Raw genomic sequence first — 20,766 nt, 5'->3', positions numbered from 1 at the left:
GAAAGCCTGTAGGTTGCCCCTTCAACGCCCCCCTGAATTTGGCTACTTCAGCGTGAAAGTCAACGTCCCGTACCCGAGTTGGTCGAATCCCCCGCTGTTGGGGCCGTAGTCGCCACCGCCACCTTCCACACGCGCCTTCTGCGCGAAGGCTTTCACATCCGGCGCACCTAACCCTTTGAGCACAACGTAGTGGTTAAACAGCATTTCCCAGATAGGCCGCATGTCGCCACGAGAATTACTGGAGATCACGGCCTGCGTGACGTCGCTGTTGGCGTAGGGAGCGTAGGGTACGTCATAACCCAGGTTGTATCTGGCTGCATACTCTGCACCGAGCAGAACTCTATTATGATCGTAGCCGAACAGATCGTCGCCCTGATTCCAAGCCATCTGGCAGAACGTTCCGAGCAGCGATACGTCGAGCATCGTATGCCCCTGATCACGTCCGCTCTCCTGAACCTGCCCGATTCCGCCACTGTAGATTTTCCACACGACATGCGCAATAGAACCGTTCCCGGCGCCGTGCTTGAAATATTCTGTGGCTTCGTCGTAGATGTCGCGACGATCCGTGAGCACCCCGATGGCAAGCATGGAGTCCATGTTCGCGAGATCCCAGTTCGCCCAATAATGGTCGATCTTCGCGCCGTTGTGGCGGACCAGGAAGTCGTGATTCATCGGATAGAAGACCTTCAGCATCATGGTCCGGAACCGGCGGAAATCGGCCGCACGCCACTTGGGATAGCTGCGTAGGATTTCAGCGGCGTTCGCAAACTGGTAGCCGTAGATTCCCGAGGCGAGGAATTTGTCCGACGTGCCGTCAATCTCCGTCAGGGTTGATGACCAGGCGTCCAGAATCTCGACCGCTTTTGCGGCATACGCGTCGTTACCTGAGATCTTCCAACGTAAAGCCAGGGCGTAAGCGGCAGCGGCATCATTGAAGAGGTCTGGATAGTTCTCTGCATGATGCCCGTCGGCGCCCCGATATACGACCCCTCGGGGATTGGGCCTCCAGTCGAGCGAAGAATGTCGATTGGCAACGAGTCTCTGCCAACCTGCAGTCCAGGGCTGATCTCCATGGGCGACCTTGATGCGCATTCGATCAAAGTCGTGCTGCGTGTGCAGCAAGCCAGGGTGTACAAAGACTTGATCATCCTTCGCTGGTGCTTCTGTGACAAATCCAACTCTCGCGCCAGTCGCCGTGTGGCTTTGCTGTTGCGTCACACAGCCGACGAGCAATGTGGTAGCCACCGCAAACCCGATGACCCACGTGCTATATGGTTCTTTCATTTATCTTCCTTTGTTTCGCGTGTGACAAAAACAACGATTGCGACTGGCATTTCCTGCCGACTCGCAAACAAAGGTGCTGCAAGCTCGGCAAGCTGCGACACATGCTCAAATTGACGGGTTTGCTTCCGTAAAATCAATTGAATGCGCACTAGAACGCAAGATATCTGACTCGGCGTTCGGCCATCCTTGCACAGCAAGTGAGCGCCGTTAGGAAAGGTCTGGATAGCACAGTTCTTAATGCGATTACCGCTTCGACTGTGCGAAGACGCGATACTGGGGGGAGAACACCTGCTGGATCACGACGCTATTCGCACCGGGCAACCGGTGGATATTCCGTACTGTGTTGCAGAGGGTGTGGACAAGCGGTGGCGACTCAGCCGATCCCCAATCACTTTATCGGCTCATTTTGCCAGCCTTTCCCAAGAGAGCGATGCACTCGCCTTAGTCGCCGTCCGAGTGGTAGCCGATGGATGGCGAACATGCGATTTTCTCTTTAGCGTTACTTTCGCCGTCACTGGCGACAGGCCAGCATTGAGTTGTCGCTGCAATACGCGTATCTTTCGCGCCGAATCCGCCAGTATTGCATGCTCGGACTCTTCATCCTTTCGTAACATCATGATCCGCTGTGCCGTGATGTCCTGTAATGCGTCGGACTCATCGCGCTGAGTCTGCGCAACCTCCAGGTCCGCCTGCAGTCGTTCGACTTGGGCTTGAGTCTCTGCGAGCCTTCGCCGCGCCGCCGCATTCTGCATTTCCAGATTCACACGCAACAGATGCGCCGCAGCCAACTGGACCATACGCCGAACAAATGCATGGTATTGGGATTGAGCACGCGCATAGTTGGGCGTCGTCATGACAAGCCAATATTCGTTCTGTTGGCTTAGTGCGACGTAGTAAGTCGCTCCATCGCCTTGCAAAAACAGTTGCACACGATATTCAGCGGCTGACGACGATTCTATCTCCGCAACCTTCCCAGCCGCCACTAACTTCGTCAGTGCCGCAACATTGCCACCCACCGGAGACCTCACGGCCGACTGCGAAGCGGCAACTGTCGAGCTTGCGCTGATCGGCTTCAGTTCATCTGGTATTGCGACGCCTGTTGGCGCGGGTTGGTCCGTTTGAGAAAAGGCCAATCCGGCAACGCCTAACGTCGCGAGAAGGATTGCGCAGCGGAGTGTAGGTCGCGCCAAAGTGTGTTTCATTTTCATACTGGATTTGTCGTGGGATCATTCAAAGCAATAGGATTGCAGGCTGTCGATTGCCATGCCCATACCGCGTACGACGCATGTCATTGGATCCGTCGCGACCAGCACTCGCAACCCTGTTTCCTGCGCAAGACGGCGGTCCATCGAATGCAAACGCGCGCTTCCGCCACTGAGAACGATCCCGCGGTCTGCGATGTCCGTCGCCAATTCCGGCGGTGTGCGCTCAAGCGCGCTTTTGAGCAGAGAGACAATCTGATTCAACGGATCGCAGAGGGCCTCAAAAACCTCGCTACTTGAGACCTGCAGTGTGCGCGGGATGCCCTCGGACAAGTTGTGCCCAGTCACCTCCACGCAGGTTTCATCGTCACCAGCGATTGCGCACCCGATTTCGTGCTTGATACGTTCTGCCGTCTGCTCACCGATTAACAGTCCACGCGCACGGCGAAGGTGGTTGATAATAGCTCGATCGAAGGTATCTCCCCCCACGCGCGCCGACGCCTTATGGGCAACGCTACCGAGCGCCACGACTCCGATCTCGGTCGATCCCGCGCCGATATCCACGACCAGCGAGCCAATCGCGTCGAACACGGCAACGCCGGCCCCAAGCGCTGCAGCAATGGGTTTCTCAAGCAACATGACGTGAGTCACGCCTGCGCCCTGAATGGCCTCCTTGATCGCTCGACGTTCGACTTGCGTCGCCCCGCTCGGCACACCGACGGTGGCATGGAGCGACGCCGATAGCATGCGCCTCGCACGCCCCATCTTGATAAACTCGCCGATCATCCGTTGAGTTTCGGAAAAATGCGCGATCACTCCACCGTGGATCGGCCGAATCGCTTCAATGTTTCTGGGCAAGCGGCCGAGCATACGCTTGGCCTCCCCGCCGACCACTTGCGTCTGCAGCACGCTCGCGTCGGTTTGCCCACCTGAACTCACGCAGATCACCGATGCCTCGTCGAGCACCATTCCTTTGTCGCGGCTATAGATGCGTGTGTTGGCCGTACCGACGTCGAGAGCGATATCAGTTTGGAGAAGTCCCCGGAATTGCGAAAACAAAGTCATGGATGGTCCGCTTGTTACAGCGCGATCTACTATAATTGGAGGCCCTCTGTCGTTCGCTTGCTGGCGCGGTCGTGCGAACAGATCACCTTGGGTTTGCAACAAGATGCCGGGACAGTCTCGTCTCGGCCTTTCAATGAGTCACGGTCAAAACTCGTGTCGCAAGCCCATCGCGAATAAAGCCTATGAATTCGCACCCGAGTTCACATTCGCAGATTCGATGGCCACCTCAACCGTACCCTTACCATTGCCGCCATTCTCATGCGCGTACGCTGCAATTGCGTAGTTATGGTTGTGCTCTGCGCTGCGGTGGCTCAAGGCATCTTGCCGAGCATCGAAACCGCTGCGGTATTAGACGGGACATCAAGCAATTCATGCGCCGTCCCGAGCCTCGGCTACTTTTTGTAAAGGTAAGATTCCACGCATTTTCTACTTGTCATCGAAGTAGCGATCCGTAACCGGACCAGCACACCAGAGCCGACGTCGCATCTACTTTTTGCCGGAACGGATCGTGTGATGAGCTGCTCAATGCCTACTCTTAACCAGACGATCCCTGTTCCGGGCGCTCGTGACATACGGCTGAACTTCGCTGCGAAGAAACCCATCAGAACCGATACGTCGCGCCGATCTTCAACACTGGATAGAAGCGCAACCTATCCACCGTGTTCTGCAGCGATCGCTTCTCTGCGTCGACGCTAGCCTGCCCCGCCTCGGCAAGGATGTCGGCCGGCACCTCGAGATCAACGTGAGGCTTGCCGTACGCTACACCCGCGTCGAAGAACATCGAGAAACCCTTTTGTGCAGTCAGCGTGTGGCCAAGACCAATGCCGAGGTACGGGCGCAAGACGGGGAAGATCGCCTTCGCGTGGATACTCTGACCCAACGTCGGATACGCGATGCCATTGATCGTGTATGTTCCCGACAAGCTGTTGGCGGTCGCGTCGATGTTATCGGTGCCGATCAGTACGCCGGCGGTCAACCGGAAGGACACCGGGTTCGACGCGAGGAAAAAGTCCCCATAGATACCCCCGTGTGCGAGGTTAACCTTGCCATCGTAGTGCAAGCCTCCCGAATTGAAGTCGTGCGAAATACTGCAACCGTTTAACTCGGCACGAACATTGTCCAGCGCACCCAGCACATAGCTATAACCGATGCCGATACCCTCTGTGCCTACCTGACCATAAACTTCATTCGATTGTGCGAGTGTCGTGTGGAGCGTGATAACGCCTACAAACAAAGGCGCAACCAGGCGTTTCATACTTCAGATTCCTTTGACCCTTGTGTCGGGCCTGATAGTGGCATCTGGTTGCATTCTGTTCGCGTTTTACACGCACCTGGACTTATGCTGCGAAAGCACGTTTCTGGTGAATCGAAACGCCTCATCACAGGCGTAAAGGCAGCGATGCGCAGCGGTCCCCCGCTTTCCCGAATCTGGTGGTGCGACCTCGTACATGCAACGCATCAACATCGTCGCCGGTACACTACACCTCAGATGCTCGATCGTATTCGAGCGTCCAATTTCGACGCAGTCAGGGAATGCGGATATTTCCTGGGAGCCTCGCTGATTTCTTTGTCAGGAAATACTGCCCCATAACTGTCTCGACTCCAAGGGACCCGGAGATTTTCTCAGCCAAACGTGGCACGATTTCAATCCCTGCCCCCCATGTTTCGCGGGGTGTCGTCATCGGGCCGGGCGGGCGGATGGCGATCTCTGACTGGCGCCCGCCCGAGACACCGACTCGCGCCGCCTTTGCAAGCGGCAAGCGAGCCTCCAATGGGTGAATGAGCTTACCTCCACAGGCGCTACGCGCTCGATCTTCAGTTGACAAACTAGTCCCACACTTTGATCTAATGCGAACCACTCAGATCGGTGAGGCGACCCAGCAGAATGTAATGATTGTCGGCGACGCGGAACACGTCGCGGCTGAACTGCGCGATCAGGCAACACGGCTCGCGCAGGTGGTCAGCTTGTTCAAGTTGCCACTACTTGAAGTGCCACGTACTGACATGCATCGCTAATCAACCGATCAACCGCGTCGACGAATTGCTGCCCTGGCGGATGGCCCGATACCTGCAGAACCCATCCGAACTTTCGGCCCCGACCGGCTGGGCCACAGCAGTGGATGGGTACGGCTACAAGCCGGATCACGACTTCTCGGCAGCCGGACTAGTGGGAACGCGTACCTTGATAGCGGTGCCTTTGCCCGGCGAACTAGCAATGCCGATCTCACCACCGAGCATGAGCGCGCGCTCTTTCATTCCCACTAGTCCGAAGGACTTTTTATGGACTGTCACTGGATCGAATCCCCTGCCATCATCGCGCACTTCCAGCAGGCAATCGCAACCCCGTTGCTCCAACGCAATGAATACGTGTCGCGCCACGGCATGTCGCCTGACATTGGTCAGTGCCTCCTGGACGATTCGGAACAGCGCTACGGCCTGATCCTCCGCAAGTGTCATATTTTCTTCCTGCACGAACAGGCGACAAGCGGTCTCCCCATTGTTCGAAAATTCGGCGGCCAGCCATTCAAGCGCTGCAGCGATGCCCGCGTCGAGGACGGCAGGACGCAGCGAAGCGACGACGTCGCGTACCACTTGCATCGTTTTGTCAGCGAGTTCAAGTATTTTTTGGACGTGCTCGCCGAGGGCTGGATTGTCATGACCGAACCGGATGCGCAGCGTCGACGCCCCCATGCGAAGCGCCGTCAGGTGCTGGCCCAGTTCGTCGTGCATCTCACGAGCGATGCGCTTACGTTCCTCCTCACGTGCCGTTTCACGTCGCGAGGTGAGTTCCTGGAGCAGTTCGTAAGACTCGCGCAGACGGCGCTCGGCTTGCTTGCGCTCGGTAATGTCTCGCCAGACAGTCAGGACGCTGTGAACTACACCGTCTGAATTGCACTCAGGGACTGCATGGACGTACCAGCATTGTGGCCTGCCACGGTCACTCCAAGCGAGCTCGAATTTAGCCGCCACTCCGCCCTTCAGGATCTTTCTCAATTGCGCCCGAAACCGCCGTGCCACCACGGCCGGTACGCCCGACATCCGGCCCGCGGTCTCGCCGAGCAATTTCGCTGCCTCGATCCCACTTACCCGCTCGAACTCCGGATTCACATACGTACGTCGGCAGTTCCGATCATAACGGATGATGGGATCTGGCGCGTTTTCCGCCAACGTGCGAAAAGCCCTCTCGCTGTCCCGCAATGCCAGTTCGATGTTTCTTAGTTTTGTGATATCGCGCGCAATACCCAGCACGCTGACAACCTTGCCCTCGGCATCCCTTTCCGGGATGTGCCGCACCTCGAATATGCGTACGCCCTGTGCTGTGCGCCAATGTGCCTCATCCTCGTTCGGTTGCCCTTCATTGAAGGCCCGCTGGATTCCCAGCCTAAGACGCTCGTTCTGACCCACTTCACTGGTAGGAGCCATATCGAGTGGCGGCTTGCCGACAAAGGCCTTCTGGGAAACGCCGAAGGCCCCCGCTATGACCGGATTGACATAGATGTGACGTCCATCCCTGTCGAACCGGGCAATGAAATCCGGAAAATTCTCGGTCAATGTGCGAAAGAGATGTTCGCTTTTTTTCAGTTCGTCAATGTCGCGGCTGATGGCCAGCAGGCTGACAACCTTACCGTCGGGTGCAAACTCGGGAACGATACGCGTATGTCCCCAGCGAATCCGGCCTGTGGCATCAAGCAGCCGCACCTCATCTGCCACCTCGTTGCCTGTCTCGGCCACGCGTTGCAGCTGGTCCATATACCGGGAAGCATCGACGAACTTTGACAGCTCTGCCGGCGTCGTGCCGAGCACTTCGCCAGCACGGGGCCCCATGAGTTTCAATAGCGCCGGGTTTGCGTATACGCGGCGATACCCCAGATCGTAACGAGCGATGTAGTCAGGTGAATGCTCTACAACGGCGCGGAAAGCCTGTTCGCTCGCATATAGCCGCTCCGCCGTCTCCTTGCGCTCGGTAATGTCGAACCCAAGAGTAAGCACACCTACGATCTCGTCCCGTATTCCCCGCTCCGGAATGATGCGAATATAATGGTAACGCTCGCGGCTGCCGCCATCGGGCACCATGATTTCAAAATTATGCTCTATCCCGGTATTGATGACCGTTTCAATCAACGTCTGATATTGCGCGTACCGGCGGCTAGGGCTATGTTCCGTAGGTGTCTTGCCCAACAGGTCAATCAACGGTCTACCCACCATCAAAGCAAGCCCCGAATTCGCGTAGACCAAGCGGCATTGCCGGTCATAGCGGCACATAAAGCCCGGCGTGTTTTCCGCCAATCTGTGCAACTGCGTTTCGAGTTCCAACTGCGTAATCAGTAGCGATTCTGCCTGTTTCTGCACCGTAATGTCGCGCCCGATACCGACGATCCGGTGAATGCGGCCCGACTCGTCGCGCAAGGGGATAAGTGTCGAGTGGTAATGGCGGCGGCCGCTGGGGAATTCGTGCGTCCGCTCATCGTAGAAAGCCACACCGGACTGAACACATTGTCGGTATCTGTCGCACAGACCTTCCGACATTTCCTTCGACACCACCTCGTCCACGCATTTTCCGATCAAACCCGCCCTCGGGATACCGAGCGATTGTTCGCCGGCCGGGTTGATCTCGAGAATACGAAAACGCCCTTCCGGGGTCACTTCGAGCAAAGAGAGTACATCCGAGACATTGTCGAAGATTTGCCTGTAACGGTGCTCGCTCTCCCGTAACGCGAGCTTGGTTCGCTCCCGCTCCGTGACGTCCCGTACCAGTGACAGGTTGTACTCTTTACCGCCGTACTCGAAATAACTCGCGCTCACTTCGACAGGCAATATGCTGCCATCCTTCCGACGGTGCGTAGTTTCCATAGAGGCCGCCCCCTCTTCGCGAAGCTCCCTCCAGGCCTGAGTCAATCGCTCGATCGTCCATCCCGGATCGATATCCATCACGGTCATCTGCAGCAGTTCGGCGAAACTGTATCCAAGCGATCGGCAGGACTCCTCGTTGACATAGACGAAACGACCGCCCTCATCGATCAGATAAGCTGCCTCATGCACCCGATTAAGGGCAAAGTTCGTCAGTTCCAGCAGTTCGTTACGATCGGCCACCGGTCGCTCCAGATTTTCGCGATCCCCTTGAAGATTCGTATATTGCCGTTCCACTTCGTCTTGAATCATACCTACCATGATTTCACTTGCGAACTCATTCAGACGCTTGTTGGGATACACCGCTGAATAGCACCGAATCGTGCCTTCAGTCGGCGTCAGTACGCGGAAGTATCCGGCGGCTTCCTGGCCCTCCGCCAACTGCACGCGTGCGGTAGCACGACCCCATTCCCAACAGGGACAGAAGCTCGCAGGCCCTGCAGCGGCTGGTCGAATGATCGATGGAGATACCGTCCTCGGAAAGCATTTCTTTAAGCGCACGCCAAGTGAGCAGATTTGAGACGTACCAGCGCAGATGGATCGGAATCGTCGACGATAGACAGCGCGAGTATTGCGGTACATTGGCCAATGCCGCGTTCAGCGCGTTCACCGATTCTCTTGGTAGAGATTTTCCATCACCAAACCTCTGCGGCCCGCCTCCTACTTCGCTACTGCTCATGTGCACATTTTCCGACGGACTTACGCGCTAACGGTAGTCACCTCGCAGCGGCGCCGCCTGACTGTTCGTAAGCACCACTTGCACTGCGTGGCCCCGAAAGCGCTACGAGCGCAGCACCTGCGGGACAGCAGCAAGTCCGATAGATACTCCGAGACGACCCACGCTACGATTGTCAAATCGTAGTCACGCGATGCGAGTCGAGCAATCAGGACGCGTAGAAAATTCATTAGGGGCATGCCGAATTAATTGTAAGGAACTCCTTAGTGGCACGACGCATGACGCACGACGGAATCGATCAATTCGCGAAGTCAATTGAGAATCGTGCTGCCGAGCCCTGTCACGCTGAGGATCGGCCGCCCAGATAGTGAGACCAGCGAATCACTCCTTGAAGACCTTCGTTTCCCAGTCAGCGTCGTCGGTTGCACGATGAACCGGCACTTCCGCTCCCGGCGCATCCCGCATGACGTCAAGGATTACTCACTTCTGAGTGCTTGCGGTTCACGACCGCATTAGCGATCGATCCCGCACCCAACCTTTCCGGCGAAATGTCGCGGGTAGCCATCGAACGTCGCGACTTACGTGAACGAACGCCGCCCTTCCATATCGACTTTTGGTGCGAACCCATCAACTCTATAGCAGAGTCTGTTGGGTCAAACACCGTTCCTCCGCACCATTTCAGAATCAGGTGACAGCTCAAGAAGTGGGAAAGTTCACAGGTAACAACCTTTCTTCTCCTCCAGGCTCGATCTCATGGATAAGCTTGCTGATCGCGTCGTCCAGTTCCAGCCACCGATCCACGAGAATGCCCAGCAAGCGCAGCATGACACCGGATAGGCTCGAGTTGATGTGGTGAATGGGATCCGGCAACCGGTGCTGCAACTTGGCTCTGCCTTGTGCGGGGCGACACCGTTTTGGAAGAGAGGGGTATGGATAATAAATTCGGAGTCTTGCCGACAATAAAATCAGAACATCCCTAACGCAGAATCAGGAGCGCGCAAACGCGTCGAGAAATATCTTGTGTTGTACATGAGCTCGGAGATTGACAGAGGGATACCGTACGCCGTACCGTCACCGGCTCATCACAGTTTTTTCCCTACGCGCGTTGCTGAAGTGGGGACAAGCGATTCACGCTCTGGGAGATAAGGCAATTATTTTCCCATGTAAAATCTGGAGATCCAGGGTGATCAACACATGAACACAAAAATCAAAATTCTCGTGGTGGACGACTTCCCAATCATGCGGCAGATAATTACCAGCCTCTTGCGAGAACTGGGGTTCGTGAACATCGCTCAGGCAGCTGACGGTGTGGAGGCATTGCAACATCTCAAAAGCGCGCAGTTTGGTTTTGTCCTGAGTGACTGGAACATGCCCAATATGGATGGGCTTACTCTGCTTAAAGCGATTCGTGCCGACATCCAGCTTAAGACGCTACCCGTCTTGATGGTGACAGCCGAGGCCAAGAAAGAAAATATCGTGGCGGCGGCCCAGGCCGGGGCAAATGGATACATCGTGAAGCCTTTCACCGCAGAGATACTGGGCGAGAAGATCACCCGTATTGTTGAGAAAATAGCACAGCCCGGAGCGACATCATGAATAGTGTCAGCGATCTAACCGTAGTGCGAAATGCGGTCACGCATCCGGATGAACTGACTTCGACGCCGCTTTCGGGGCGCGAGGACGAGATACTGGCGCGAGTGGCAGGCATCACCCGGAGCCTCTACGAGGCATTGCAGACACTTGGAATAGATGCGGATATCCGCACATCATTGTCCCTGGTTCCCGATGCTGTCAATCGCCTCAAATATATCGAGAAACTGACCGAAGATGCGGCGACCCGTACGCTCAACGCAATCGACGACATGCGCCCGATCCTGGAAAGACTTGGGTCTTCTGCCAGCACTCTTTCACAGAGATGGAACTCCATTGCGGTGCAAGGCGCAAACCGTGAAACCATCGCGCAGTTGTTTGCCGATACGCGTAGCTTCTTTAGATCACTCCACCAATCAACGGCAACGGTAAATACTCAATTGAGCGAAGTGCTGGTCGCGCAGAGCTTTCAGGATCTAACCGGTCAGGTGCTGCGCAAGGTGACGGAAATCGTTCTGTCGCTGGAACGGCAACTGGCGGACTTGCTAATGGAGCGTATCTCTCCTGAGCGACGCACGATGTTTGCTGAACGGGTGATGAGAGAATTTTCGGAGAGCTCCCGAGCGCAACAGTCCGAGAGCCCCCCTGTCCCGGACTCGATTGCGATGCCGGACCAGGAGGCAGTGGACGACCTGCTATCGAGTTTAGGTTTTTAGACGAATAGTTGGCTGCTGCGTGCGCGCAAGTGAGTGGCTACCGTAGGCTCTACAGCAACTCGATCGTTGATAGTTGCGGGCGTGCAGGTGTGCGCTGTCAGCGCCTCGAATGACTGATGAGTTCGACCTGAGGCGATCGTCATCCGGTTTATGAGCGTCCAATTCCGCCGTTCGACATCGCCGCGAGGATCGTGGGCAATCGGTATGTCGGATAGCATTGCTTCGACGCTTTGGCGCATCCCGTCCAACATACATCGCCTGTGCTTACGGTCGCCGTTTGCGTCGCTGACTTTGGTCACTCTATCCATATTTGCGCCAGCGGGTGGGCGTCAAATAAAAATGGACGCCCATCTGAGCATCCATCCTGGCGAACTCGTTCGCGACCGCAGAACTAACCAGTATGGTTTTGGGCTGCCTGGTCGACGATTTGTTGCTGGACTTCTTTCCGCAGTAGCAGGTTGCCGGGACTCACCCGGGCCAACTCGACAATCAGTCTGCTGCACAGGGCACTGCGACCAACCGACTGAGCGCTCAACCAGGCGGCATGCTCCTTGAGCGGCGCGAACTCAATGCGCAATTGCCCGGCACGCTGCTTCCATTGCGTGCTCTCAAGATTGGCTTCGTCGAGCCTCGTCTGAAGCGTTTGTCGCTCCTGGGCGAACGTGGCCTCCATCTCGGCGATACGCTGCGCCGCTTCTTGCGCCGCCTGCACACCGGTGGAGTCATTGGCCGGCGAATTGGCGGATTGAGCGGCATTTGCCAATTGCGCTTCGAGATCCTGCACTCGAGCCTCGGCGGCCAAAGCACGCGTTTCAGCTAGAGCAAGCTCTTCGGCAAGTCCATCGACGCTGTCCAGCTCGGGGAGCAAAACTTGTGGTGCGAACTCATTAAATCGTTCGGCCGGCTCGACGGTAAGATCCGGCTCAGGTGCAGGCGTTTGCGCGGTTTCCTCAAGCGCTGGCCCGGTGCCCGTCTCGTCGAAGGGTCGGGGAGCGCCAAGAGACGAATCTGTCATCGGATGCTTGTCGATGGCGGCACTGTCAAGGTGGGGCTGGTATGCAAGCTCCTCGACGACCGGCGCCTGTTCGTCGAATGCTGCCGGATTGATTTCTGGTTCTGTTGGCGCTTCATTCGATGTGGCTGTCGAACGGTCGGCAATCGGGAGAACTGTGTCAGCGTCGCGCGCAGCGATCATGCGAGTCGCTCCCGTGGCGGAATGCTGAAGCTCCGCCACCTTAAGCTTGCAGCTCTCCAATTCATTTAGCGTACGCGTCAGGTCGATGTACAACATACCGGTTTCCCGCTCGGCCTGTTCGGCTCGCTCCTTCAACGCGCGTATTTCCGCATCGACCTGTCCACGCACACTTTTCTGCGCCACCGCCCAGCAACGCTCGATGGCGTCGCGCATCACATCGCCAAAATCTTCTGGTGTTGGCAAGGCCGCGAGCGCCGAATCCACGGGCGCGATCCTTTCTTCGCGCCATTGCTGAAGCGTTGCCGCGATTTCCGGCAATGACTGGCCATATGCTTCCAGACAAACAGTTACAGGAGAGATTGCACGACCTTCACTCTTTAGACGGTTCGCAATCTCAAGTACGTCATCCCTTTTCATATATCCTTTTGATCAGACGCCGATACGGCTGCCTAGCTGGCGCACCTGTCCGAAGAACACCGTGCTGCCTGGCCATGTGCTCGTATTGAGAAAAACAGAAGAAGTAATCAATAGAACCAAGCGTATCAAGGTAAACGGCTGGCTTGGCCGATACTTTAGTAGGTAACAAAAATCTTTGGGCACGCATGCCAATGTAGCGCCGACGCAAATGAAGCCACCCGTTTGCCGTGTGGATGGTCTAACTCGCAGTACAAAATATTCTGCCATTAGCGTTCGGGGCACTTCCCGGGTTGTGTGCCTGTCAGATCGAGGTCTAGCTCCGAGCGTCGCGCCAGGAAGTCGAATGGTCAACGACCACAGGCCACGCAGTTAGACCCGTCCTGTGATGGTATTCATTTTATCGACTAGATAGTGATAAGGATTTCCTGATTTTGTCGTAGGCATTCGGTCCAGAAACGTTTTTGTTTTTTTGTCCACGACTCTTCATTCTCGAATCGGATCATATACAAAATTTGAGAATGTGCTGGCGAGCCGAGTGTTTTGTGTGGAAGGATGACGTGGTATCGCGACTCATGCGACGCAGTGGTCGCCAGATTCATTCGCTATGCGTCGGAAAATCCAGCATCAAAGGGCAATGCGCTCGCGGTGCTCCTTCGGGTAACCCTGAGGAGCTCGTTCGTTGACGTTTCCCGCTGCGCCTTTGCAACCTGCAAATCCGCATTTATCCAGCTCTCAGGTTCTGGTCTTATGCTCCCTGCGGCCAGAATCTTTGCACGACCGTGCCACCTTCCGCGCATCACGAGGAAGCATCGAAGCCATATCGCACCACCTCAGTCCGGCTCAACACCTGCCCTGTCACTCCCACGGATTTCGACGCCCGATCACCGACTTTCGTCAGGTCGCGTGCGGTCGGCGCTTCAAGAGGTAGATGTCCGGCATCCGCACCCCGGGTATCAGCAGTATCGGGAAGCTGCCCTTCGGGCCGAACGCTTGAGATAGCCTTACTTCTCATCCCGACTAACCGCCGGATCCCGTTCCGGTTGTCACACCTGATTCAAAGCAATTCGAACGTAGCGACGGCGGACGCCAGATGACGCGTCTGTTCGTGCAATTCCTGTGCTGCAGCTGCCGCCTGCTCGACGAGGGCAGCGTTTTTCTGGGTCATGCGATCCATCTCCGTCACCGCACGATTGATCTGCGCGATTCCCGCACTCTGCTCGCCCGTTGCCCCGCTGATCTCGCCAATCATCGTTGTGACACGGGAAATCGATTTCGAGACTGCCCCTATCGCCACTCCAGCGCGTTCTACGAGATCTACACCCCCTCGAGCCTGTTCCACCGAACCTTCAATCAATTGTTTGATCTCCCTGGCCGCAACAGCCGTACGCTGGGCAAGCCCGCGAACCTCACTGGCGACCACAGCAAACCCCCGACCCTGGTCGCCCGCGCGAGCCGCCTCCACCGCCGCATTCAAGGCGAGGATATTCGTCTGAAACGCAATGCCGTCGATGACCGTGATGATCTCGACAATGCGGTGGGAGCTACCTGCGATTCCGTTCATTCGCTCTACCACTGCGCCGACTACATCGTTTCCCGCTTCCGCCTCCTGCAACGCGACAGCAGCGAGCCGGCTTACCTCGGCTGCATGTTCAGCGGTTTGCCGCACTGTCGATGTCAGCTCGTCCATACTTGCTGCGGTTTGCTGCAGTGACGCAGCCTGTTCCTCCGTTCGTGCTGACAGCTCCGTGTTTCCGGTCGCGATTTCATTGGTACCGAGATGAATCGAATCCGAAGCTTCGCGAACAGAAGCGACCATCTTCGCCACACTGGATTGCATAACGCCAAGATCGACCTGGAGACGGCTGATTTCCTTGAATCCGGACGTGGTGACCTGATTGTTCAAGCGACCGTTCGAAATCGCCTGAAACAGTCTCTCCGTCTCGCGAAGCGGTTTCGACATGGCGCGTCCAAGCACGACACTCACTAGAACCGAAAGAAGAAGCATGATCGCCAGCATCAAAAAACCGGTGACTCTGAACCTGCCATACCGCAAATCGAGCGACTTCAGGGATGCGTCGGCCTCGTGCGCAACAAAATCTGCATATCGGTGCTGCTCCGTTATGAACGCATCCTGATATTTTTGCGTCGGCTGATCGAGATAGGCCTGAAGGTTGTTGGCATCCAGAAACCCCACGAGTTCTCCAAGGGCCTGGCGCAGCGTTCGAAACTGTTGTTGCAACGCTACCGATCTGGACTGGCTTTCTCCATCACCCGAGGCTTCGGATACGAAGCTCGCAAAATCGCCGTCGGCCTGGGTGAGTTGCTCTTTTGCATGTTTCACGATCTCGACCGGCTCCGCGCTGCCATGTGCCACGCGCGTGGCAGCACGGGCCAGATTGATGCGAGCGTCCATCAGGTCGCGTGTAGTCGCGTTGAGCGCCCCGCCCTGCCTGATCGATAGGTTTGTCAGGCGCGCAATGTCGTCCCGGGTTCCCCCCATCGACGAGAAACCGAGCCCCTGCACGATGATCTGAAAAAGAACAAACGTGGCTAGCAGTGCCAGCATAAAGGAAGACAGTTTGATACTTGAAAACATAATCCCGAACTCCTTCAACGCGCTCACGATTATGATCTGCACGTTCATTCGTATTTGTTTGTCGCTTCGCTGGAGGACAGGCGGTTGGTCGCGCGCACCATCCCCCGTCCAGACTGCAGCGAGGTCGGTTGGTCTCACGTCATCATTGTGCAACTGTGGCTTCGGGAACCGCGTCTCCACGCGCTTACTCGATGCAGCGCTTTGCGAGAGTCCACGGTTGCTGCCAGCCCAACGCCACCCACCACGCCGACCTTGAAGACGCGACCGCGACAAGCGTAGCCAACCGCCACCACGTAATGCGCGTACACCAGGTTTGAGTCAACCAAGGGCACTTCCAGCGGCCCGATCCGGTCCATCACGAGACTGATTTCCGTCAGGCGTGACAAGATCACATCGGCGCCCTGCACGATCGGATCGGCACGGGTTTTGGGCAGTAGTTCGACCGGTGTTCCCCCGAGGTTGCCGCACCTGATACCGTCTTCGCCGTAGACGGCACAGACGACCGGATCGACTTCGCCTGGCGCGCACAGACGCGAATGAAGAACCTGGAATTCCGGCGCGGCGAAATAACGTTCGAAAAGTTTCTCACTGTGAATATAGTCAGCGATTAGGATGCCGAATGATCTCCGGGTCTGCACCATCGGCGCCGTCATTGCACTTCGCCCCTAAGTCCCTCGAAATGCATGCCGGCACGTGCGCCGCTGCGTCGCGCCTCCCATTTCGCGATAACTGCGGTCGCCACGCTGTTGCCGATCACATTCGTCATCGTACGGGCCATGTCGAGAATCTGGTCAATAGCGAGCACCAGGACTACTCCCTCGGCGGGCAAGTGGAAAAGCGGCGCCACTGCCGCCACCACCACGACCGAGCCGCGCGGCACACTGGCCATACCTTTGCTACTGAGCATCAGCACCAGCAGCATGAGGATTTGTTGCGACAACGGCATATCCACACCAAAAGCCTGCGCGATGAAAATCGCCGCGAACGACTGATACATCATGGAGCCGTCCAGATTGAACGCATAGCCAAGCGGTAATGTGAAACCCACCACTTTCTTGTCAACGCCGAATTTCTCCAGTTGTTCAGTCAGTCGTGGATAGGCGGCTTCGCTGCTGGCGGTCGAAAACGCAAGCATGGCCGGCTCGCGGACCGCCTTGAGCAGCGGACCGATCTCCCGGCCGAGGAAAAGATAACCGACGCCAATCAGGAGCGCCCATAGTAGCGCCAGCCCGAGGTAGAACGAGCCGATCAGCTTGCCATATGTGAACAACACGTCCAGGCCGCGCAGCGTCACGGCCGACGCGATCGCACCAAAGACACCCAACGGTGCGGCGCGCATAACGTAGGTGGTCAACCGGAGCATGACCGGGACCAGCCCGTCGATCGCCTGAATCAATGCGTTGACGCGCGGATCGTGTTTGAGCGCGCCCAGCCCCAGGCCGAAGAATATCGAAAACACCAATATCTGCAGGATGTCGTTGCGTGCCATCGCATCAAGCAGGTTGACAGGAATTGCATGTGTGACGATGTCCTTGAAGTTCAGACCGGCAGTGTTGAGGCCGGTGTTCACGTCGCCGGCACCCGCAACCATGTGCAGACCGGCACCTGGCTGTGTGACGTTGGCCAGCAGGAGGCCGAGCGCGAGAGAAACCAGCGAGGCGCAGACGAACCAACCCATGGTGCGCAGGCCGATGCGGCCGACGTCACGACCGCTGTCCATGCCAGCAAGTCCGGCAACCAGCGTCGCGAACACCAGCGGCGCAATGATCATCTTGATGAGCCGCAGAAAAATATCGGTGATGATCGAGAAATACCCTGCGATAACTTTCGCCGCAGCGACATCCGCTGCACCGGTGTGGCATGCGTATCCCACTGCGACGCCGAGCACCATGCCGGCGGCGATATAAAACGTGAGGCGGTTTTTCATGTTGATCCTTTTGTTCGTCGACTAGTACGGGCGTTCTTCCGACGCGTATTCGAGGCGTGTGGACGTGTGTACGCGTCACTTGTCCACGTAGCCGGACAACGGCACGCAGAAGACATGAACGAATACTAGAGGCCGAAAAAAATAACGGTGATGCGGGCTTGACATGAGGTTATGCGGCTTCCGCATAACTCCACGAGAGGCATAGCACGTCAGCGCTGTTTCAGGTTTGCGCACGGGACTCCAGATACGCCCAGATGTCCCTGAGCAGCGGCATTTGCCACCCGGGATCAGATCTGCTGACACTTGCGCAAAAGCACATTCCTACGAAAGTTTCAGGGTTTCCCTACCAAAGTCTCACTGTTGCTTTTTAGGCGTATTGCCGTAAATACTATGTGAGCATCTGCGATTTTTTGCTTCGTGGAGTCTACAAATTCCGAACACCACCTCTTGGACGGACGTTACATGGGCAATTTTGTACAAACGATCAAATTCAAAATCATTCTTGCGTTTGGCGCCTGCGTGATACTCACGACTGCAATCGGATTGTTTGGAGCATTCGGTCTCTCCAGACTCAATTCGAACATAGCCGATGGGTACTCTGGCAATACCGTTCCGATTGCCGATCTATCGGACCTGCGGGAGGCAAGCCTGGATATTCGTCTTCAGTTGAGGCGAATTCAGGTGCTTCACGATCAAAAAGAAACGACCACCGAAATTGAGACAATCCGCAGCGATCTGGAGCGTGTTGATAAAGCGTGGAATCACTACTATCGGGATGGCATATCCAGTGACAAGGAACGTGAGGTCGCAGAGAAGATAAAAACCGCTTTGACTCAGCTCAAGGCGACAACTGACGAAGCTCTCGTCGCGTTGCGCGCTGGCGACTACGGTGCGGCTGCACCGCTGGTTGAGAAAGTATCGGTGCCCGGCCTTGCCTTGAGGGACGCACTTAATGAAAACTCCACCCTCAATCTGGCTCAAGCCAAGCAATTCACCGACGACAGCGCGTCGACGTTCAAAACTATCCTCTGGGTTGCCATTGTTCTTCTCGGCATGGGTGTTGTGGTTGCCCTTGGTGCATCGGCCTACCTGCTGCGTGTGATCTCGAAACCGCTCAACAAGGCGGTTGATATAGCGAACCATATTGCAGGAGGCAAGCTGGAGAATCAGATCGTAGTTGACTCAGGAGGGGAGTTCGGTCAGCTTCTCGAAGCACTGAAGACAATGGATCAGCAACTCAGCGATACAGTTCGCGGGATCAAAGCGTCCACCGAGTCAGTTACCGTGGCATCGCGCGAAATTGCAAGCGGCAATACCGACCTCTCTGCTCGCACCGAGGAACAGGCCGCGTCGCTCGAAGAAACTGCGGCGAGCATGACGCAGTTGACCGAAACGGTAAAGCAGAACGCTGACAATGCCCGGCAGGCGAACGTACTGGCCACGAGCGCCACGGACATGGCTGATACGGGCAATGACTCGGTTCAGGCCATGGTCGGGACAATCCGCCAGATCAGCAGCAGTTCAAGCAAGATTTCAGAAATCACCGGCGTGATCGAAGCCATTGCCTTCCAGACCAACATTCTCGCGCTGAACGCTGCCGTGGAAGCGGCCCGCGCGGGTGAACAGGGGCGAGGCTTCGCCGTAGTTGCCAGCGAGGTTCGTAGCCTGGCGCAGCGTTCGGCCGCTGCCGCCAAGGAGATCAAGGAGCTGATCAGCTCATCCGTTGCAACGATTCAGGACGGCTCGACGCAGGCGGCAGAGGTCGGTTCAACCATGGGGCAGGTCAAGCAGGCTATCAAGCAGGTGTCCGATATCGTCAGCGAGATCGCTGCTGCGGCAGAAGAACAGAGCCGCGGCATTGAGCAGGTGAATCAGGCTGTCGGTCAAATGGACGAAGTAACGCAACAGAACGCGGCGCTGGTCGAGCAGGCGGCGGCGGCAGCTCAGTCTCTCGAAGAGCAGGCGACCAGGCTGAAAGACGCTGTTTCGGTATTCAAGCTCGCTGATGCGCGTTCGTCCTCGTACCAGGCAACCATTCCGCAAAGCAAGCCCCGGCCGGCTGCGTCGACGATGCCCACGACGCGTCGGGCAGAGCCGGCAAAGTCGCGGGTTGCCTCGGCCACCATGGCTGACAAGCCTGCCACCGTCGTTGACACCGCTGGAAGGGATTGGCAAACATTCTAATAGTGACCTGAATCAGGCATAGAGTCTTCAACATGCAGAGCGACAACGCACACCCTGAGACCCAAACGGCTTCGTCAGTCCCAACGACTCTCGTCTCGCCCACACAATCTGAAGAATTGAGCGACGACACGTTGATCGATTCGATCACGACCCTATCTAAAATAAACGGCATTGCCGTTGTTCAGCAAGGCGCACGTCTCGCGGTTATTGGTGAACTGCTAGCTTCCATACTGACGCACCTGCCTCTTTCAATGAGGGCAGATATTGCGAAATCATTCCGCGACAGGATTGAGAGTGTGATGTCACTGGGCGACGACAGGTGTTTACATGAAAAGTATCACTCGGCGCTGTTAACAGAGGTCAACCGTTACCTGAACGTACTTCGGTAATCTGTGACAGGATCCTTTTGTGCACGGTTCTAGCCATGTCAGCTAGAACCTTTGGTGTTGTGTTTACAGGAGATGTTTTTCAGTTTTATATTATAAGCAATCCTTTTATTCCCATAGTATGAAAAACATACCACATACCGACTCCGCATGATAAGAGGCGCCTATGTGGACGCATCCCGGATTGGAATCAGTTTGGCATGTAGATCGCCAGGTAAAGGTCGCACACTGGCTGTCGTGCAAATAGCGAAAGTGACTCGACTAACGCGTCAGGCAGACCAATTTGAGAGTCAACGGTGAGCAAGCTCAAGTGTATGGAGGATCTGTTCGGGTTGTGCGGCAATAAGAAGGGGTGGCGAAGCAAGGCTATCTTGCGATGGCTTTCTCGAAGTAGCGGCGCGCGGCCAGCGCGCGAAACGCGCCGCGCAAACCCCTGCGGTTACCCTGCAGAACACCGCTTTGCAGCGCGTATGATCGCTTGCCGGTCATGTTGCTGTTGTAGTTGATGCCCTGATCGACAATGCCGTAGAGGGTAACGCTACTTTGCGCGTGCGCAGCGCCTCCAACCGTGCTGCATACCGCTGCGGCTGCAAGGACAGTCTTCTTCACTATAAGAAGCT

At 56.4% G+C, this 20,766-nt stretch carries 14 protein-coding genes and 1 pseudogene; 5 read left to right on the top strand and 10 right to left on the bottom strand.

What is annotated here, in order from left to right; genetic code table 11:
- Positions 1-42 precede the first annotated feature (42 nt).
- From DSC91_RS35360 to DSC91_RS35345, 4 genes are all read right to left on the bottom strand, one after another.
- Positions 43-1,284: an alginate lyase family protein gene (locus tag DSC91_RS35360; RefSeq protein ID WP_115783094.1), complete on the bottom strand. Its 1,242-nt coding sequence runs from the start codon at positions 1,282-1,284 to the stop codon at positions 43-45.
- A 401-nt stretch (positions 1,285-1,685) separates the two neighbouring features.
- The gene (locus DSC91_RS35355; RefSeq protein ID WP_115783093.1) at positions 1,686-2,492 is read right to left on the bottom strand and encodes a DUF2968 domain-containing protein; all 807 of its coding nucleotides are present in this window, start codon (positions 2,490-2,492) and stop codon (positions 1,686-1,688) included.
- Between the two features lie 18 nt (positions 2,493-2,510).
- Positions 2,511-3,545, bottom strand: a complete 1,035-nt coding sequence (gene mreB, locus DSC91_RS35350) for a rod shape-determining protein (RefSeq protein WP_175172143.1) — start codon at positions 3,543-3,545, stop codon at positions 2,511-2,513.
- A 607-nt stretch (positions 3,546-4,152) separates the two neighbouring features.
- Entirely contained in the window at positions 4,153-4,806 is a 654-nt protein-coding gene (locus tag DSC91_RS35345; RefSeq protein ID WP_115783091.1) for a hypothetical protein, read from the bottom strand.
- 635 nt (positions 4,807-5,441) lie between these two features.
- Here DSC91_RS35345 and DSC91_RS38590 point away from each other — a divergent pair.
- Positions 5,442-5,567 (top strand): hypothetical protein, encoded by a 126-nt coding sequence (locus DSC91_RS38590; protein WP_268238816.1) that lies wholly within the window; start codon positions 5,442-5,444, stop codon positions 5,565-5,567.
- Between the two features lie 126 nt (positions 5,568-5,693).
- Here the strand turns inward: DSC91_RS38590 and DSC91_RS35335 are convergent, their stop codons facing one another.
- Positions 5,694-8,840: a PAS domain-containing sensor histidine kinase gene (locus tag DSC91_RS35335; protein WP_162831518.1), complete on the bottom strand. Its 3,147-nt coding sequence runs from the start codon at positions 8,838-8,840 to the stop codon at positions 5,694-5,696.
- A 1,489-nt stretch (positions 8,841-10,329) separates the two neighbouring features.
- Between DSC91_RS35335 and cheY the strand changes: the two genes are divergently transcribed.
- The gene (gene cheY, locus DSC91_RS35325; protein WP_115783088.1) at positions 10,330-10,731 is read left to right on the top strand and encodes a chemotaxis response regulator CheY; all 402 of its coding nucleotides are present in this window, start codon (positions 10,330-10,332) and stop codon (positions 10,729-10,731) included.
- The gene (locus DSC91_RS35320; RefSeq protein ID WP_115783087.1) at positions 10,728-11,441 is read left to right on the top strand and encodes a protein phosphatase CheZ; all 714 of its coding nucleotides are present in this window, start codon (positions 10,728-10,730) and stop codon (positions 11,439-11,441) included. The genes cheY and DSC91_RS35320 overlap by 4 nt, the downstream gene beginning before the upstream one ends.
- A 391-nt stretch (positions 11,442-11,832) precedes the next feature.
- On the opposite strand, the gene DSC91_RS35315 is transcribed toward DSC91_RS35320, so the two are convergent.
- From DSC91_RS35315 to DSC91_RS35300, 4 genes are all read right to left on the bottom strand, one after another.
- Positions 11,833-13,053: a DNA-binding protein gene (locus DSC91_RS35315; RefSeq protein WP_115783086.1), complete on the bottom strand. Its 1,221-nt coding sequence runs from the start codon at positions 13,051-13,053 to the stop codon at positions 11,833-11,835.
- Positions 13,054-14,107: 1,054 nt separating this feature from the next.
- Positions 14,108-15,697 (bottom strand): methyl-accepting chemotaxis protein, encoded by a 1,590-nt coding sequence (locus DSC91_RS35310; RefSeq protein ID WP_229758081.1) that lies wholly within the window; start codon positions 15,695-15,697, stop codon positions 14,108-14,110.
- 86 nt (positions 15,698-15,783) lie between these two features.
- Positions 15,784-16,302: a hypothetical protein gene (locus tag DSC91_RS35305; RefSeq protein ID WP_115783085.1), complete on the bottom strand. Its 519-nt coding sequence runs from the start codon at positions 16,300-16,302 to the stop codon at positions 15,784-15,786.
- Positions 16,299-17,576: a dicarboxylate/amino acid:cation symporter gene (locus DSC91_RS35300; protein WP_115783084.1), complete on the bottom strand. Its 1,278-nt coding sequence runs from the start codon at positions 17,574-17,576 to the stop codon at positions 16,299-16,301. Before DSC91_RS35300 ends, DSC91_RS35305 begins: the two co-directional genes overlap by 4 nt.
- A gap of 462 nt (positions 17,577-18,038) precedes the next feature.
- Here DSC91_RS35300 and DSC91_RS35295 point away from each other — a divergent pair, with 462 nt between their 5' ends.
- A complete protein-coding gene (locus tag DSC91_RS35295) occupies positions 18,039-19,760 on the top strand; it encodes a methyl-accepting chemotaxis protein (protein ID WP_115783083.1) in 1,722 nt (573 codons plus the stop codon).
- Positions 19,761-19,792: 32 nt separating this feature from the next.
- Entirely contained in the window at positions 19,793-20,149 is a 357-nt protein-coding gene (locus DSC91_RS35290) for a hypothetical protein (protein WP_115783082.1), read from the top strand.
- 417 nt (positions 20,150-20,566) lie between these two features.
- On the opposite strand, the pseudogene DSC91_RS35285 reads toward DSC91_RS35290, so the two are convergent.
- A pseudogene (locus DSC91_RS35285) lies at positions 20,567-20,755 on the bottom strand (porin); the annotation flags it as partial.
- Between the last annotated feature and the right edge of the window lie 11 nt (positions 20,756-20,766).

Source organism: Paraburkholderia caffeinilytica, from assembly GCF_003368325.1.
Lineage (GTDB): Bacteria > Pseudomonadota > Gammaproteobacteria > Burkholderiales > Burkholderiaceae > Paraburkholderia > Paraburkholderia caffeinilytica.
This window is presented reverse-complemented; position numbering and strand designations above follow the sequence as displayed.